Annotated in this window: 12 protein-coding genes and 1 pseudogene; all 13 read right to left on the reverse strand. The window is 34.5% G+C overall.

Features of this window, described 5'->3' with window-relative positions:
- Positions 1-90 precede the first annotated feature (90 nt).
- Positions 91-1,191: a U32 family peptidase gene (locus tag ACH2DQ_RS23405; protein WP_394913201.1), complete on the reverse strand. Its 1,101-nt coding sequence runs from the start codon at positions 1,189-1,191 to the stop codon at positions 91-93.
- A gap of 15 nt (positions 1,192-1,206) precedes the next feature.
- Positions 1,207-2,541, reverse strand: coding sequence for a condensation domain-containing protein (locus ACH2DQ_RS23410; protein WP_394913200.1), 1,335 nt, complete (start codon positions 2,539-2,541; stop codon positions 1,207-1,209).
- Positions 2,531-3,076, reverse strand: coding sequence for a GyrI-like domain-containing protein (locus ACH2DQ_RS23415; RefSeq protein ID WP_394913199.1), 546 nt, complete (start codon positions 3,074-3,076; stop codon positions 2,531-2,533). Before ACH2DQ_RS23415 ends, ACH2DQ_RS23410 begins: the two co-directional genes overlap by 11 nt.
- 48 nt (positions 3,077-3,124) lie before the next feature.
- Positions 3,125-3,943, reverse strand: a complete 819-nt coding sequence (locus ACH2DQ_RS23420; protein ID WP_394913198.1) for an O-methyltransferase — start codon at positions 3,941-3,943, stop codon at positions 3,125-3,127.
- 31 nt (positions 3,944-3,974) lie between these two features.
- Positions 3,975-5,093 (reverse strand): B12-binding domain-containing radical SAM protein, encoded by a 1,119-nt coding sequence (locus tag ACH2DQ_RS23425; protein WP_394913208.1) that lies wholly within the window; start codon positions 5,091-5,093, stop codon positions 3,975-3,977.
- A 147-nt stretch (positions 5,094-5,240) separates the two neighbouring features.
- Positions 5,241-5,615, reverse strand: a pseudogene (locus ACH2DQ_RS23430) (cobalamin-dependent protein); the annotation flags it as partial.
- Positions 5,599-5,874, reverse strand: coding sequence for a phosphopantetheine-binding protein (locus ACH2DQ_RS23435; RefSeq protein ID WP_394913197.1), 276 nt, complete (start codon positions 5,872-5,874; stop codon positions 5,599-5,601). The gene ACH2DQ_RS23435 and the pseudogene ACH2DQ_RS23430, both read right to left, overlap by 17 nt.
- Positions 5,875-5,914: 40 nt before the next feature.
- Positions 5,915-6,910, reverse strand: a complete 996-nt coding sequence (locus ACH2DQ_RS23440) for a hypothetical protein (protein ID WP_394913196.1) — start codon at positions 6,908-6,910, stop codon at positions 5,915-5,917.
- 68 nt (positions 6,911-6,978) lie between these two features.
- Positions 6,979-8,163: a pyridoxal phosphate-dependent aminotransferase gene (locus ACH2DQ_RS23445; RefSeq protein WP_394913195.1), complete on the reverse strand. Its 1,185-nt coding sequence runs from the start codon at positions 8,161-8,163 to the stop codon at positions 6,979-6,981.
- 40 nt (positions 8,164-8,203) lie between these two features.
- Positions 8,204-17,287, reverse strand: a complete 9,084-nt coding sequence (dltA, locus tag ACH2DQ_RS23450; RefSeq protein WP_395028544.1) for a D-alanine--poly(phosphoribitol) ligase subunit DltA — start codon at positions 17,285-17,287, stop codon at positions 8,204-8,206.
- Between the two features lie 32 nt (positions 17,288-17,319).
- Positions 17,320-17,685 (reverse strand): aspartate 1-decarboxylase, encoded by a 366-nt coding sequence (gene panD / locus ACH2DQ_RS23455; protein WP_394913193.1) that lies wholly within the window; start codon positions 17,683-17,685, stop codon positions 17,320-17,322.
- Positions 17,678-18,697, reverse strand: a complete 1,020-nt coding sequence (locus ACH2DQ_RS23460) for a BtrH N-terminal domain-containing protein (protein ID WP_394913192.1) — start codon at positions 18,695-18,697, stop codon at positions 17,678-17,680. The genes panD and ACH2DQ_RS23460 overlap by 8 nt, the downstream gene beginning before the upstream one ends.
- A gap of 23 nt (positions 18,698-18,720) precedes the next feature.
- Positions 18,721-19,752, reverse strand: a 1,032-nt coding sequence (locus ACH2DQ_RS23465; RefSeq protein WP_395028545.1) for a hypothetical protein, incomplete at its 5' end; no start/stop codon positions are given.

Below are 19,752 nucleotides of genomic sequence, written 5' to 3' on the forward strand. Positions count from 1 at the left end.
GGGAATACCCCTTAGTTCAAGTCGGCTTAAAATCTGGTTTATTTTTCACTCTTTCTCCTCTCTGTTACTGTAAGCCTTTTCTCTCAATCATTAAAATACTTCATGAATTAACGCTCTGTAAGAATCGTAATTGTGATAGAAGTTTCTTGCCTGAGAAAAAATCTTTTCTGTCTTTACTATATCAATGCTTTCTCTAGCATAATCTTTGCAATAGTTGCAATGATTACAATCATTTTTACAAAATCCTTCTATTTTATAAAATGGATCTATAAATTTATCCAGCTTATCATTATCTATATTAATTTTATAAGCTGTTGTTTCAGAAAAATTATCCAAGAGATCCAGGAGATTGCCAGAATACTGTTCTTTCATGTAACACTCAATTGTTTTTGACTGATTACCTCTCTGTACAGTATGCCTGCCCTGTATTTTGAAGTATTCAATTCCAATACCTGTATATAGATGTATATCTTCCGGTCTGATCCAATTCAGTTTCAGATAATTATCGGGACCTTCTATCCTGTTCATCATGCACCTGTGCGGATAATAAGTTGAACTGGCTTCATCAGCATTCAAATCATGGGATCCCTGATTTTGGTGGAACGGGCGATAAATACAATTTTTATGGCATATAACATTTGTTATTAACTCTACTTTCGGTCCAAAGGCTTCTCTGATACTACGGAGGGCCTGAAAATCTCTGTTAATAGATTCATGCACAACAATTCTGTCGGCTCCCAGTTTTTTATAGCCTACTGCTTTGTTCGCATTTAAAATATCACACAGTGTTGAAGCTTTTACTTCAAAATCATATTTTGATAGTTTTGTCATTTCTATTAATGCAGGAATAGCTATTGTTAAAGAGTGAATCCCCATTTCATATAACATCTCCAGAAAATTTCTAATTTTCTTAATTCCTTCCCTGGTAAACTCCAAATTTCCCAGACATGTAGCATTCATTGTATAGTTAAACTGTATGTTTTTAGAGTTCGCATAAGAAACATACTTTTCTAATTTGTTCCAATCCACCTTAGGTATCATATCCATGGGCCTTCCTGAGCCCAAGAAATTCTGATCTGTCAATTGTCCGTAAACTTCATAAACCTGAGAATCCGAATATTTCTCATTCAGCTTACAATATTCATCAATTGTTGCATTCTTAAAGTCAGCAGGTACATTGAAATATTTCATAATATTCCTCCTTATTTACTTTTGAGTTAAAATATTCTTAACCTCTTTTAACGTAATATTATTATCAATATTATCTATAATAAAATATAATAATCTTATAAAACTTTGGCAGTAATTTTCTATGCAATCCTTCTTGTAAAGATGTTGATTATAACTAAATTCCAATTCTATCACGGTTGGAAACATCTTTATGCTGACTACGAGATCTGTTGAAATATCATAATGTGAAGAAGCTAAATCTAATGACATTCCGTATCCTTCTCCTGAAAGAATATCAACAGATACCGGATAGTTTTGAATCACAACAACACTGGAAATTTTATGATGAAATGGTATGATTTCTGACATACGTACACTTTGTATTTCTTTCATTTTTGCAAGATCATCACTTACAGTTCTGACTAAGCTTTTCAGATCCATATCCTCTATTATTTTTACCCAAAGCGGCAGCGTATTGATACATGCTCCAGCCAGCTTCTCAATTCCCTCCAATGGGATGTCTCTTCCCGAAACAGTAATACCAAAAAGATGATTTCTGTTATTGGTTTTTTCATACAGTAATATGCCCCACACACTATAAAACAAAGAGGCAAGAGTGATTTTATTTTTTCCTTTAAAAGATTCCAGTTTTATTCTATCTTTTATGTCAAAATGATACGTATGTACTCCTTTGGGGACTTTATCAGCAAAAGTATCTATAGTATCAATATCTCTGTCTATAAAAGGAAACATTTCAAGATACTTTAACCACTTTTTTCTTATGTATTCATTTTTATACTGTTCGTTAGCCCACAGAATATACCTTTTATAAGAAGTACTCTTTTTATTTCTTACCGGCAAATTTTTTAATAGACAGTTATATACATATATAAATTCTTCTAATAAAAGTGCATTACTCCATCCATCCATTATCATATGATGACTGCATACAATCATATAAGACTTAACAGATGATATCTTACAGAGAATTATTTCAAACGGATTATTTCTTATGTCAACTTTATTTTTCCATGCGTCTTCAAAAATCCTGTTAATAAGATATTCCCATTGTGATTCTTTGCTGATATCAAATAGTTTTACAGGAATTGTCTTTTCTTTTAGAACAATTTGAACCGGCTTTATAATTTTTTCCCACCTGAATACTGTACGTAAAACTTCATTTTGAGAAGCTACAATATTCCAGGCATTTTCTATAAGCTTTGGATTAAAAGTGCCATTAAATATATACATCTGCTGCTCAAAATTTAAATTTCCAGCTGGATTACACAAATAATCAAATAATAAAGACTCCTGTAAAGGAGTCAATGGCAAGATATCCTGTATTTTCTCTAAATCAATCTTACTGCTCAATTTCCTCACTCCTGCCTGCCATTTTTTTCTGGATTGGAACACAGATATAAATACCTTCTTTTAATTCATCAAGAAAATATAATTCAAAATTTTCTGACATATCAGCTCTTTCATAAGGGGAATCAGCCAGCCACTCATCTGTAAGATATTGATATCCTGCTTTTGCCATATTTCCATAATTTGCTTTTCCTTTTATATGAAGAGCTTTTTTTAGCTCTTCATCCTTAGGAACAAGGTGTAGTTTTACATAGCAGCTTGGAGGCAATGTTCTGGTTTCCATCCCAGGCGGCGTGTTTTTATAAGTAGACACTTCCGCCCCAAATAGATATGATACGATTCCTTTTTTCTTATAAAAGTCAATATTAATTCCGTAATATACATTATCATCAACCTGATCAGGTATTTTTTCATGCATTTTAGTAAGATCTAGCCAGGCTAAATGAAACATTAATGATAGTCCCATTTTCCAAAACCTCGTCCTTACTGCTTTTCCCATTACTTTAATTGTGCCGCGATTAATAATCTCTAATTCCATATAAACCTCCTCAACCACTAATAGAATCTTTTACGCAGTAGGTTTTTTTTATTTAAAAGATAGTTCCATTCCATTCGTATCAATTTGAAACAGTATACTCTCTTTGAAATGTTCTTTGTTTCTTACAAATTCTAAAAAAGGTTTCATCTCTTTTACAAAATGCCTGTCAGATGCATTGTGCATCAATAACCATCCTCCATTACTAATTTTCTCATATAACTTAGGGAGAATTTTATAGTTTCTGCGTGTATCTAAAAACGCAAAATCAAAAGTACCACTTTCAAACTTATCTAATAATTCATATGCATCTCCAGTTAAAAAATGAAAAGATGCATTGAGATCCAGGGCGGATATATTCTTTTCTGCTATTTTGATATTAGACCTGTTTAGATCAATTGCATAGATATCCGCCGGAGGCTCATTTCCATTCTTTTTCCAATAAGCTCCTGCAATACATCCTAATGTATATCCGCAATTAACTCCTATTGCAATACATTTTTGGGGCATTTTTATTGATGACAATAAATAAACTAATTTATCCATTAATGGAGAAAAAGACTTCCAGGGAACTATAAATTTTGATCTTATTATCTGATGATACATCTCCAGTAATATGTTGGAATAATTAACGTCTGAGGGTATCATATTTTTATTTTTTAAATAATCCATAATATCTTCTAATATTTCTTTTTGCCGGTAATGCCCAAGGGCATCTAAAAAACTATAATCATTATAATAAACTTTATGGCCTGGATTATCCATAATACCATGTTCAAACTCAGCATTCATATCTAAAAACTTTTGATCTTTTAAATCATTAATTACCATATCTACAATTTGGGGTCCCACTACATATTTGTATGCCATCTTATCACCTCTTTCTGAGTATTAAATTATCTTAAAATAGAATAGCATTTATTAAATATACCAGTTCCAGTGACACATTACACTTGGTCATCTGTATCTTCAACCGTTGTTTTAAAAAAGAATATTTTAAAGCTGATTCAGATAAAAATTCCTGAGGTAAAATCTTCCTTGATAAATTATCTGCTTTTTCCCGATTCCACCCTTCTTTACCTAATTCAATTAATGCAGAGAACCAATCACTATTTCTCTCATTCAGAGAATTATTTATTTTTAATACATCCCGGCAGTATTCCAATAGAACTTCCAAAGCACTCTTAAACCCATCTTCCCTCAAGAGATGCTTCATACACGATATACCTACGTTCAAAAAGCTTGCACTGTGGCATATTGCAGGATAATTTAATTTATTTTGTTCATGTTCTTTTAGATATTCATATACATAATTATATAAGTCCACTATGCCATGTTCCATAAACCGGAAACATCTGCCCTTTTCTATTTTTCTTAACATAAGATTATCTTTCTTTGCTAATTCATACAGCTGCGTTCCCTTATAAAGAAATGTACTTTTCAATAAATAATCCGGATTAGATGCATATCCGTACTTCTTTAAAAAATTTATGTTTTGATCCAATTTCTGTATAGTAGTATACGGATTAAAATTGATGAATCCAGGATCTATATGGATGTCCAGCTTCTTACAAATATCAATGGCATTCATTACATCTGACAAAGAAGCTCTTTTATGGTAGAGTTTTAAGTCCTCTTCATTACCAGACTCCAAACCAATACATGCAGTCACTAATCCAGATTTCTTAAGCAGTTTTAGTAAATTAATATCTACATCTTTCAAAGATTCCGCTCTCAGATGAACGTAATATGAAATGACTAAATTTCTTCTAAGTATTTCACTGGAGAATTCTTTTAAACGTTCACCACTGATCTGCGGATCTTCGAAACTACAGTCAATAATATTAAAAGCCCTGATCCCATACCTTTTTTTCAGGTCTTCTATTTCATCAACCATACGGACAGCACTTCTTCCCCTCCATGCCTTATGGTATAATTTTGTGACACAAAAGCTGCAGTTTGCCAGACATCCTCTTGAAGTCGACAATTGGGCAACTTTAATATTCATCTCTTTAAGCATATCTCTCGCCGGAAACGGTATACTGTCCATGTCCTTTAAACCAGGCCCAAGTGGGTTTTGAAAAACTTTTTTCTCCTTTCGGAAGATCAGATTGTGTATTTGAGTTACGTCCATCCTATTGTCTAATGCACATACAAGTTTGTGAAAAGGTACTTCCCCTTCCCCGGCAATTGCATAGTCAATATCTCTGCATTCTTTCAACACCTGGCTTCCAGAATAAGTCGGTACACTACCTCCTGCACAGATTTTAACGTCTGGAAGCATTGTGCGTATGTGTTTGCAAAAACTGTAAATATCCTTCTTATTTATATCATATACAGGAATCCCAATCATATCAGGCTGTTCCAGTTTAATTTTTTCGTAATTGGGGTTCTCACTAAAAAAAGTTTTTAATACTGCTTCGTATCCTTTTTCCCTGAGATAAGATGCAATATATGAAATACCCATTTCCTCTTGATTCAACCACATATTCTTGTTATATACAGCCAAAAGCAATACTTTATAACTACGCTTGCTGCTCATTCTTTTCTTCTTCCTTTTGCATCAGCCTTTTTTCTATGTATGTAATCACGTCGCGTAAAGTTGAGTAACCTTCTGTATCCAGATCCTCTTCTTCAAATTCAAATTCAAACTCCGTTTCCAAAGCAACTACTATTTTAATAAATAATATAGAGTTTACAAAAACATTCTCAACCTTCTCATCTAAATTAATCTCATCTGCAGGTGTTGACACAATTGCATATTCATTCAAAAGCTCTCTAAATTTTTTTTCTATATTCATGATACAATCTCCCTTAACTTATTTTTTATTAATTTCTGTTTTATTTTATTGGCCTTAATATAGCCAGATCTCCTCTCCAATCTGATACATATAATCTATTCTTATAATATTCTACACTGATCAGATAGGGTAAATTCATATTCATAGGATCCGTTTCACCTACGATTAAATGCTTCGTCCTGTCAACCTTATGCCTGCCCGCTATCGTAGTAATAATATTACTTTTACGCTCAACTTTTCTTACCACATTATTACCTGTATCTGCAATGTAAATGTTACACTTATCATCTACCGAAAGATACCATGGTCCTTCATAAAAGCTGATGTGGTAATCTCCTCTTCCTAATTTGGCCAATTTAGCGGGACCCCCATCACCGGAATATCCCGGTTTTCCTGTTCCGACAATTGTCGTAACCGTCTTTTCATATGGATTAATCATACGCACCGCAAAGTTTCCACTGTCCACAAGATACAGATTCCCATCCTTGCCGCATTTAATACAGGATATCAGACTGAACCTTACTTCATCAAACGATACTGTACCCGTTTGAAAACCTTCAATCCCATCTCCAAGTGTCAAGAGAATATTTCCATTTTTGTCTAATTTCCACACACGGAATCCATTAAGTTCTATAACCCATATATTTCCTTCAAGATCAAACTCACAGCTTCCAATGTAACCAAAATCTCTTTTTGCGGCATCAAAAAAAACATATCCTTTTTTTGTTTCCGGTTCAATCTTATAAATTTTATTATTAGCTTCACTGCTAAATAAAATGTTTCCATCCGGATCACAACTGCCAGAATTAGGGACATCCAGATCCAGCATTATATGGTATTTGCTTTCTGGCACTGCCTGATGACCAGCTGTCCATTCCAGTTCTTCCCCTTCACCAATGCAGCCTACCCAATTAAATTCTGTATTAATGATAATCTGCCTGCCCTCCTTGTCATGGAATCCGAAATGTGCGTAACCGTCTCTCCAAGGTTTTTTCCATTTAAGATTATATATTTTCTCAATACTCCATCTTTCCATAAAACTACTCCTTTCATTATTCTTATGTACTGCTTTATATACCATGAAATGAATTGGTTCACATTCTGTTACAAGTATTCTTCAGACAGCAGAAAAAAACCTGGTAAAGAATTTAGGATTGTTTCATATAATACACAGAATGATATTCTGACATATCCCCCATATCCAAAATATCTTCCTGGTGAAATCAGAATCCGGTATTTTTTAGCCGATTCACAAAAAGCCTTATCATCCTCAATCGGGGATTTCATAAAAAGATAAAAACCCCCTTCCGGATTTTTACATTGAAATCCTGCCTTTCGTATCGCTTTAATTAATGTATCTCTGTTTCTTTTATAATAGCCAGTATCAACACTCGAATTGAGGCATTCGGCAACTACTCTTTGAAAAAGCGACGGAGCATTCACAAAGCCTAATATCTGATTGGCAATTTTAGCGGCACATATCATCTCTTTGCTATGCGCCAGTTCGGACGGAATCACTAAATATCCAATCCTTTCTCCTGGGAGACACAGCGATTTACTAAAAGAATAAACGACAATCGTATTACTGTAATATTTTGTTAAATATGGGATATCTGCTTTATTGTACACAATCTCCCTGTATGGCTCATCCGAAATCAAATATATATCTGTACCATACTCTTTTTGTTTCTTTTGTAATATTGCAGTCAAGTTCATTATCGTATCCAGACTATATATAATACCGGTTGGATTATTTGGCGAATTTATGATTACTGCTTTTGTTTTACTAGAAAGAGTTTTTTCAAACTCTTCTAAATCTGGTTCAAAATTTTCTGATTGCGGCATAATACTTATAAAATTCCCATTATAATTGTCTACATAACTCTTGTAATCCGGAAAATAAGGAGCAAAGACAATTACTTCATCACCAGGGTTCAATAAAATCTTAAATATCACATTCAATCCCCCAGCTGCACCTGCGGTCATAACAATATTTTTGGAAGTAAAGGATGTTGTTTCCCTGTCATTGATACTTACTGCTATTTTCTCACGGACACTTTCATATCCGGAATTGCTCATATAGCCATGTATATCGACGGTTCTTTCTTTATCAAGAATTTCTAATAAAGCTGTTTTAACTTGTTCAGGTGTTTCTACTTTGGGATTACCGAGGCTAAAATCATATACATTATCTTCTCCGTAGAGATCTTTCATATTTTTGCTTTCTTCAAAGAGAGCGTTTACTGCAAAATTACTTGCTACATATTCCTTCATTTTATCCGATATCAATACTTGTCACCTCCTTTCTATTACGGCTTAATAATCGGCTTTATATAAAACCCAAACTATTTTCATACTCTGATATAATATCGTAATTCAGAGATTCTAACTGATAGATTCTATCCATTGATCTAAGACAAAGTTCTAAATCACTGCTTATTATTTTATTATCAGAATATTTTTGTTTAAGAATTACTGTTCTGACCAGTATCCACTGCTCAAGAATTGTTTCCGATAAATCGCCAGGTGTTTTATATCCTTGAAATATTCTTTGATTCCGGAATAACTCTGCTTTTTTACTATTAACTGCATCGTTCATCATCCCGATCAGATTATCGAAACTGCTGCTAAAATGTTGTTTATTTTTTACACATTGAATGAAATATTGCTTAAATTTGTTAATATCCTCAAATCCAGTTTTTATTTGATCCCTGTCTTCATTAAAAACCCGATAGAACAGTTTTCGTTGTTCTTCTTCACGAAATTCTATTGAAGTATCCTGCCTGGTTTCATCCTGATAAAATTCGTAAAAAGAATGATATCCATGTTGATTAAAATTAACTTGATATTCGTTGTATGCTTCTTTCACATCGTGATATGGGATTTCCTGCATTTTATAATAATTACTTTCCTCATTAATATGATCTATAATATAAAAAGTCTTACTATTATTATTATATCCATATAATAATATCGTATGGGGAACATGTTTTTTCCTATATTCCTGTTTACAGACTGAGATCTTATAGCAATCAATCCATAAAATAACCGGATGGTGTTTGCCCAAAGCATATATAATTGTTTCCACAACTTCATCCACATCAGATTTCATTTCGTATTTTACATTCATCTCTATCAAAATATGATCTGTCGATAAATGGTTTTTATAATTAATCAATTGGTTCTTTTGTAGGTTAAAGTTGTAAATAATTGAATCATATAATAAAACCTGCATAATATCCCTTTTAAAATGATACAGTACAGGAAAGAGCGAATTATAAAAACAGTTTTTATAAAATAAATCTCCAAAAGGCTTAATATTTTCGATTAAAACCGTATCTTTTTTGTCTTCACAGTAATTACTAATCGGGTTGTCATTATTTTTTACCGTTTCCTTATTGATGAAAGCTGCCAGTGAACGGACTGTTGGATGGCTTAATATATAAGATGGTCTTAAATTCCTATATTGTTCCTCTAATAAAACAGATAATTGAACCGCAGTTAATGAATTACCACCCAAATCAAAAAAATTATCATCAATACTAATCTCATTTACATGGAGTATTTTTTCCACAATATTACAGATATTTTTCTCTACCGCATTCTTCGGAGCCGTAAATACCTCCCTTCGGTATTCTTCTTTTCTGTCTTCTAATTCTCTTAAATCAGTTTTACCGCTGGATGTTTGAGGAAAACTTTCTAACCGTATGATTCTATGAGGAATCATATATTCCGGTAATTGATCCCTTAAGGAATCCAGAAGCTTTGTTTCAGAAAATGCATTTTTTGATAATACATACGCACATAAAAATACTCGGTTATCGTCTTCTCTTTTTTCTACAACAACAGCTCTTTCTATTCCAGGAAACTTTTCAATACAATGTTCAATCTCTTCTGGCTCTAATCGAATTCCCCTTATCTTTATCTGTCTGTCTTTTCTTCCCAGGTACTCCACATTACCATCTTTATTCCATCTACCATAATCTCCTGTACGGTACATGTAGCTATTAGAGAGAAATGGATTTTTTAAAAACTTCTGACTATTCAGTTCATTATTATTGATATACCCCATAGCAAGTCCTTTTCCGGCGATATATATCTCACCTGGAATTCCTACAGGCTGCCTGCAGAATGCCTCATCCAGAATATAGACCTGTGTATTTATTGCCGGCTTTCCAATAGGAACACAATTTCCGTTTAAATCATGTGGTATGTGGAAATGCAGCGTATCATCTGAACATTCCGATTGACCATAAGCATTGAGTAAGGGAATCTTGTATTCCTGATTAAATTTTTCTACTAATTTACAGTCTGTCTTTTCTCCTGTCAATATGATTAATCTGATACTCTCCAATAATAATTTACTTTTCCCGTTTGCTATCATATCCAGATACATTTTAAGCTGGAACGGCACCATTGAAATAATACTGGCTTTCCTTTCTTGTGCCTCTTCCAATAATTTATAAGGACTCATTTTTACTTCATCCGAATGCACCAGTATTGCACTTCCACAGCATAGAGGCGCTGCAAACTGCCAGATAGATGCTACAAACCGGATACCAAAACTTTGGCTTATAATGTCGTTCTCACTCAGCTTTGTTTCTTTTATTTTCCCGATTAGATGATTAACAATTCCCTGGTGGCTTAACAGTACCCCTTTTGGATTTCCTGAAGTGCCAGATGTATAAATAATATATGCCGGTTTACTTTCCTTGTCTTTAAGAACGCTTCGTATTGATTTACCATTTCCAGTTATTTTTTCAAAATTAAAACGATGGTCTGTATATAAAAGTACACCAACCGCACTGCTGTTTTTCCTAATATAATCAAAACGTATCTGAGGACAATCTGCCTCTATCGGCAGACAAACTCCATTTGATTTAAGAACTGCAGTAATGGCAATAAACAACTCTATAGAACTTTTAATTTGTATGATGACTACATCATTATTTTTAATCCCGTTGTTTACCAACATTTCTGATAATTTTAAGACTTTATTCCAGAATTCCAGATAGGACATCCGGATTTCACCTGAAATGAGAGCAGTTTTATCAGCATTTTCCTGCACTTGTTTCTCAATAAGTCCGTCTATAGACTGATTTAGATACTCCCAGACCTCTTCTCCCTGTTCCTTTTCAATAATCCATTGCCTTGCCTCTGTACTTACGATTGACAGATCCCTTATTCTGACATCTCTATGAAGAGATACTGCTATTAATATTTCAATAAATCTATCCATCATTAATTTTACAGATTCTTTGTTAAAAATATCCGTGCAATAATTAATACCAACTTTTAAACCTGCCTCTGTCTCGGTTACCTCAAACGTTAAATCAAATTGAGAGGAATCTCTTTGTATGTGATAAGGTTCTATCTGAAACCCTTTTGTGTCATATTCAGATGCTTCGTGAAATAGCATCATAACGTCAAATATGGGGTTTCTGCTTCTATTTCTCGGTATATTTAATTCTTCTACAAGCTCTTCAAAAGGGTATGCCTGATTTGTATATCCTTCAGCTACGGTTAATTTTACTGCCTGGAGAAAATCAGTAAATGAATCATTAGGCTGTATCTGGTTTCTTAAGGCAATGGTATTGACAAACATACCAACCATAGACTTTGTTTCCTGCTGCAATCTTCCTGATACCGCACTGCCAACCACTATATCAGTGTCTCCGGAATATTTGTGTAATAAGATATATAATCCGGACAGCAATAAGGTAAAGACCGTCACCCTTTCCCTCCTGGCTGCATTTTTGATACAAGAAGTCTTTTCCTTATTCAGCATTATTTCCAGAAGTTCCCCTTTAAAACTTTGTTCCAAAGGTCTTTTTTGATCCTCTAGAAGATGCAAAACAGGTATACTATCCCGGAATCTGTGAACCCAATATCTTTTTTGGGATTCCAGCCCCTGCCTTTGAATCTGCTTTTGCTGCCACAGGACAAAATCATGATATTGTACCTTTTGCGGGTACATTGTATCCCCTGAATATATACTTAATAAATCCTGGAATATAATCCGTAAGGAAAATCCATCTGATATAATATGATGCATATCAAAAACAAGGATATGTTTGCTGGCATTGAAAGATATCAGTCCAATTCTTATCAAAGGCGGTTTTTTCAAGTCAAAGGGATGTATAAAATCACGTAATATCTCCTGGAGCGCCTGCTCATCCCCGTTATTTGCTGAGAGTACTGCCATTTCCATTTTTACTCTATCAATCACAATCTGTACAGGCTCTTCATTCAAAAAAGAAAAACGGGTTCTCAATACATCATGCCTGTTTACAAGCTCCTGACATGCCTCCTGCAGTTTGTCAACCTCTAACTCCCCATAGACAGTAAAAGCGTAACTTATGTTATATGGCGTCACAGAGGATTTTATTATCCCATCGTTATTCGATACCAAAGAATCCAGTATATAAATTCTTTTCTGGCTCAAAGATAACGGATATACATCCTGAAATTCTGACCTGATAATTGGCTCGTATACCATAAACTTGCTTTTTTGAATACGCTCTGCCAACCATTTGACCGTAGGATGCATAAAGATTTCATCCAGTTCGAGATCTGAATGGTATGTATCATTTATCATATAAAGAAGGGTAGAACATTTTAATGAGTTTCCGCCTAATTCGAAAAAATCATCCGTTATGCTTACTCTATCTATTGTTAGAAGGTCCATCCACAGTTCACAAAGTTCCTCTTCCAGTTCGTTCTGCGGAGGGTGAAATTCTTCTTTCAACTTTTCCTCCTGGTAATTTTCCAACAATCCATAGTTTATTTTTCCCGATATGGTTGTTGGAAAGGCGTCTACTTTGATTATTCTGTTAGGTATCATATACTCCGGAAGATATTCCCGCAGCTTATCCTTCATATCCAATTCAGATATGTCCTCTTTACAAATGACATAACAACATATATATTCATTATTTTCTTTACCTTGTATTACTGTTGCTGTTTTTTCAATCGGAAAGTTTTGTTTCAGACATGATCCAATTTCTTCTAATTCTATCCGGTGTCCCCTGATCTTAACCTGCCTGTCTTTTCTTCCCAGGTACTCTACATACCCATCTTCATTCCATCTACCTATATCACCTGTCCGAAATAATATTTTTTCAGATATATTCAAAACCTTTATAAACTTGCTGGCATAATCAGCCGAATCTCTGATATATCCCAGTGCCAGACTATCCCCCCCAATATATATTTCACCCTGTACCCCGGCAGGCAGAATTTCAAAGTTATCCCCTAGTATATAAATTTGTGTATTTATTGCAGGGCTTCCAATAGGTATAACGCTGCAGGCAACATGAAAAGGTATACGATAATGAAGCACATCATCAGAACATTCACTGAGCCCGTATGCATTTATAAGAGGTATTTTGTACCTACTGTAAAATCTTCGAACCAGATTCTCATCTGTTTTTTCTCCTGTTAAAATGACACATTTAATAGTATTTAATTTTAAAGCTTCTCTTCCCATATCAATCTGGTCTAAATAAGCATCCAGCTGCGAAGGAACTAATGAAAGGATACTGACCTTTTCCCGGATTGCTTCCTCCAGCATTTGATACGCATCTGCAGATATTTTTTGGGTCTGGATTACTACTCTGGCTCCTGTTATTAAAGGTGCAAGATACTGCCATATGGAAGCAACAAAATTTATACTAAAATTATGGTATACAACATCATCTCTCCTCATGTTTAAAAATCTTACTTTTGTAAATGCGTGATTTAAAATTCCTTTTTCACTTAATATGACTCCTTTTGGCAAACCTGTTGATCCAGAAGTATAAATAATATAAGCTGCCTGATTATCTACATTCGTAATATTGAGTTTTTTTATGCATTCCTGACTTGTGCGTTGATTCCTTTCCAGTAATATATTTTCTCGTTCGTAAGTGATCACCCAGTCAGCGCAGCTATCTTCTATCATATATTTTTTTCGCTGTTTGGGACATTTAACGTCAATCGGAAGACAGATTGCACCATAACTAAGAACGCTTAATATAGAAAGTATTAACTCTATGGAAGATGTCATCTGAATAACTACAACTTGCCCTGTCTCCATTCCCTCTTTTCTGTACATGGCTTTTAACTCTTCGATCCTCTCCCAGAGTTTAGCATAACTTACCTGTATCCCATTTGCCGCCAGCGCAATATCGTTTGGCGCATTTTCTGCTTGATTCTGCAGCATTTGGCATATTGCCAGCCCCTTGATTCCTGTAAATATTTCTCCTTTGCCTTTTTCTAAAACCCATTGTTGTTCTTTTCTGGTAGAAATACAAATTTGACTTATTGTTAAGTCTCTATCTGCAGCCATAATTTGCATAAGCCGTATGAATCTCCCTGATATTGCACGAATGGTTGCTTCATTAAAAATATCTGCACAATAATTAATATCTACGTATAAACCAGATCCATCTTCCGTAATCTCAAATGTCAGATCAAATTGGGCAGCTTGCTTTTTCAAAGGATATTTCTCAATATTTAATACACTTTTATCCTCACCGATATCATCCGCTTCATGAAGCAACAGCATGATATCAAAAATAGGATTCCTGCTACGGTCTCTTGGTATTTTCAATTGATTCACCAATTCATCAAAAGGATAATCCTGGTTATCATAGCCTTCTACAACTGTGCACATTACCTTGCGGAAAAATGAATTAAGGGTATCCTCAGGATCGATATGGCATTTTAAAGCAATTGTATTAACAAACATCCCAACGATTGATTTTGTTTCTTCATTATATCTGCCCAAAACAGGAGTACCAATAATAATATCCTGATCTTTTGTATACTTATACAGCAGTATGTTCAATGAAGAAAGTAAAAATGTAAAAAGAGTAATACCTTCTTCTTTTACCGTCCGTTTTATCAAAGATACCTCTTCTTTATTTATCCTTGTTCTGATAGTAGCTCCCCTGAAGCTCTGTTGCAGAGGCCTCTGCTTATCAAATGGCAAATCTAATGCCGTTATCCCTCCCGACAATTGAGAAAGCCAATACTCCTTTTGCCCCTCCATTCTGGCTGATGAAATAAACTTCTGCTGCCACAAAATAAAATCTCGGTATCTGGCAGTTAATTTATCTAAAGGCATATTTCGATACAGCGCTAAAAATTCTTCATAAATAATGGTTAATGAAGCTCCATCCGCAATAATATGATGCATATCATAAATCATAATGGATCTTTTTTCATCAAGCTCAAATATACCTACCCTCAAGAGAGGTGCAGCGGTTAAATCAAATGGCTTTATAAAGTTCTGTAATTCCAGATTAACAGCACTGTCATCTAACCCAGGCGGCAAGATTTTCTTCACTATTTTAAACGGCGCCGTATCCTCAATACATTGCATTGGAACACCTTTCACAACCTCAAATCTTGTTCGGAATGCTTCATGCCTTTGAATAATACTACTCCATATCACAGATAATTTTTCCAAGTCAATTTTTTCTTTAAATAAGTATGCACCGCTGATGTTATATTGTGTACCTTCCTTTTCCACCTCATTCAATATGAATATTCTGTTCTGGGATAATGACAGCGGATAATACTTTTGATCTTCTTCTCTGGTAATTACTTTATAATTTTTATCTTTCTCCAATATCAAGTGGTCTGATAACCAGCGTACTGTTGGATGATGGAACAAATCTCCTAAATTTAATTCTGTACCAAAGGAAGTATTTAATTTATAAATCAAAGATGTGGCTTTTAAAGAATTTCCTCCCAAAGAAAAAAAGTCGTCATCTATTCCTACAAAATCCCTCTTTAGCAACTCCCTCCACATACTGCATAAATAACGGTCCATTTTATTACGGGGTAAAGAATGATAATCCTGCTCCTCCTGGTCCTCCCTGCTTTCCAAAAACAGCAAATCCACTTTACCTGTACTTGTCATGGGAAATTTATCTAATTGTATTATTCTAGCAGGTAACATGTGTTCTGGTAATTTTTCTTTAAGAGCTTTTTTCAGCTCATTTTCAGCTATCTTTTCACATGACAGCACATACGCATAGAGATATTCTTTATGATTACCTTTGGTAACAACAACCGATCCTGTGATCCCTGGAACCTCTGCGATACAAGCTTCAATTTCCTCCAATTCCACGCGGAACCCTCTTAATTCTACCTGCCGGTCAATTCTACCGATATATTCTACATCCCCATCAAAATTCCACCTACCTATATCTCCTGTCTTATACATGGAGGTACCACGGTCATACGGATTTTCTATAAACTTATTATCAGACACACTATGCAGATATCCCAAGGCAACACCATCTCCAGAGATGCATATTTCCCCTTCCACTCCAACCGGCTGTATATTTAAATTTTTATCCATTATATATACACATGTATTATCGGAAGGCTTTCCAATTGGTATAACCTCTAAATCACAGTCTCTTTTTATTTTGTAATGCAAAGTATCATCCGAACACTCACTCTGCCCATAGGCATTCCATAATTGTATATGATAGAACTTATAAAATCTTTTAACTAACCCAGGCTCGGTTTTCTCTCCGGTCAGTACAAGCATTTTAAGGGAATTCAAAAGCAGCCTGTCTCTTCCAGCTTCCAATTGTCCAATAAATGAACTCAATTGAGACGGTACCATAGAAATAATGTTTACACCTAATTTTTCTGCCTCTGTAAAAAGTTTATATCCATCCAAAACTGTATCATGATTATGGACAGCAATTGTTCCGCCTATCAGAAGCGGAACAAAGGTCTGCCAGACGGCAGCAACAGAATTTACGCTGAAATTACGGCTTACCACAACCCCTTTTCCAAGCCCAAGAACCCTTATCTTTGTATAAAGATGATTCATGATGCCTTTATTACTCAGAACCGTACCTTTTGGTCTTCCGGTTGTTCCTGAAGTGTAAATCAAATATGCAGGACTCAATTCATATGAGTCGTCCACGACGAATTTCTTAATATTGCCACAAAAACGAATGGTACTATAGTTTATAAGAATGCCATTATACCCGTCTGGTAATTCACTTTCGTCATCACAGATAACAGCTTTGGTATTGCTGTCATTCAGCATATATTCAAGCCTGGTACGAGGATGATTTTTCTCTATGTTTAAACATACACCATTTAATTTTAATACAGCTAACTGGGCTGCTATACTGTTTTTTGGACATCCAAGAATGATAGCTACAACATCAGCTTTTTTTATACCCTGCTCCTTTAACTTTAACGCTATGATATTACTTCTTTCCTCTAATTCCTGATACGTAATTTGCCTGTCTATGCCTCTTATTGCAATTTCATCATAATTTTCTTTTAAGCTTTTGTACCATCCATCACATATAGTTACAGATGGATACCCTCTCTTTTCACCTTTCATCCATTTCAGAAGATCATCTTTTTTATATCCATTTCCATTATCCATAATCTTTCCGTCCTATCTCCGTCAGTTTCATTCTAATCTGTGACCGGTATATTTACATGTTCTTCTGTATGGGACAGTAATAATTTAATAGGATCTAAATCACGGCTTTCCTGATCGTTGAATATCCCAAAGGAAATAATAATAATTGTATCCCCCGGTTGTGCAAGTCTTGCTGCCGCCCCATTCAGACAGATTACCCCAGATCCATATTCTCCTTCAATCGCATAAGTCTCAAATCTGCCGCCAGTATTGAGATTTACCACAAGAACCTTTTCATGAACCAGTATATCCGAGAGTTCCATTAATTTTTTATCAATTGTGATTGATCCTTTATAATTTAGATCAGCATCCGTTACCACTGCACCATGTATTTTAGATTTATACATTACTCTATACATAATTTCTCTCCTTTACTGTTTCGCATTCCATACATAACTTTATTTTACTAAAAACTGTATTTTGTAATACCAACAGATCTTCTATATGCAGTCTAGCATTATTCATTATCTTAGCATTATCTTTTGCAAATCCGATTTTCAATAACAAAATAAAATAGTCATGCCACTTTTGCTTCAACAATAACAGATCATTTTTAAGCAAATTTTTATTAAAAATATTGTAAATTTCCATTATTTCAATAAAATAATCTATCAGTGGCAACATTACTCCAAATTTCAAATCATAGATAGTATTGAAACATGCTTCTTCCAGGTTACAATGTTTGGTATACTCATAAAAAATTCTCTTACTGTACATAGAAATAGCATGATTACCACGATAATATGTAAAGTCCCGGCTGCACTCCATCCCGGTCAAGAGAAATTTGTTAAATTCTTCTTTTAAGCTGCAAAAAATCTTATTTCGATCAAACCGTATATTCTTCGCATCCTGCAAATAGCCATATGCACCAAGTCCTTCTGTTATATTTTTTAATGGCATGGGACCCATGTACATAGATGAATCTCCGGAACTATCCAGCATAAAAGTATCTGCCACATAAGCCAGATCGTTTTCTTCATCAAATCCATACATAAGAATAAAATGAAGATATTCTCCGCTCTCTTGATAAACATGATTATAATTCAAGTATTTGTTCTTAATTGCAATGATTACAATACGGTCATCTAAAATAGTATTCAAAATTTTATTCATATACATCTTACTTTTCTTAAATTCAGTATACTTTAATTCAAAAGTAATATTGTCATACTGATCAATTGGCAATTTGTCTTTTACTGTAAGATCCAGAATTCCAATAGTTTGATCGTAGCTCATTTCCAGACCGCCAAATAATATAAAAACTTCACCCTCACAAATATCATATCCGCTGAATTTTAATAAGTTAGTTATAGAAGAATAATAGCAATGTCTGCCCAATTGGTTCTTTAGGCCATGAATCAAGTGTTTCATCTCAAATCCTTTCTAAGAAAAGTTTACATGGAATCAAGTTCCTTAAGAAACTTTTCCGTTTTAATCTCTTTCTCAGTATCCCATAACGATGCAATCATTTCTTTTCCCACAATACCTAATGTTTCCCGGATATCACCCGCATTCTTTTGCCTTTCTAGCACCTCTTCATATGCTTTATAGCAGGGGTCTTTTTTCATATTCTTTCTAATTTCTGATATTTCCGAAGTGTGTAATGTTTTCATGGCCCTGTCTACCGCTTTAAACAGATCTTTATTGCAGGAACAGCTCCGGTCGGCGTTATAGACGAGAATATCACTGTCTTCAAAGATATTAAATTGTCCTACTCCAAAATTTCTGCTGAGTTTAGGAAATTCCTCAAATATTCCCGCCATTGCTTCAATAATAGAAAACATCCAGGGCAAACCCGTATGTTCTCCATCTGCTATCCCAATGTTTTTTAGGAAGGGATTATCTTTTAGATGTTCAAACAAATAATGATTGATGGTATATGGCTTTCTTGTCAGCGGATGGAATGTTATACGATCTGATTTTAAATTCATTAATTTTATTACTGATTCCCGAAACAGCATAATTGATTGTTCTTCGGTAAGGCAGGGAATTCCCAATAATATATTAGTATTTACTTTAAATCCTTCTTCGTGTAACATCCCTATAGCATTTTCTAATTTGGAATCTGACAGACTTTTATTAATCCAATGATTGCGAAGCCACTCATTTGTTACTTCAACTCCTATTTCCAGAAATGTTCTACCATTTCCCAAGTATCTTTTCATCATTTGAAGCTTTTCCTTAGTTATGCTTTCGGCCCGGACTTCAAATGAATAACGAAATGGCCGGGTTTTATAAACTCCTTCCATTCCAAACAAGCGATCGAATACCTGTTCAGGAAACTCTGTTTCATCCAGGGAATCACATCCGGTAACTACTTCATTTCCCATTTGCTCTGTAACAAACCCCCGTTTGTTTAGAAAACTTAAGCGGACAAATTCTGCATAGAGATTTACATCTTTTTCTCTAAGTGCCCGAATCATAGC

This window comes from Robinsoniella sp. (assembly GCF_034124845.1).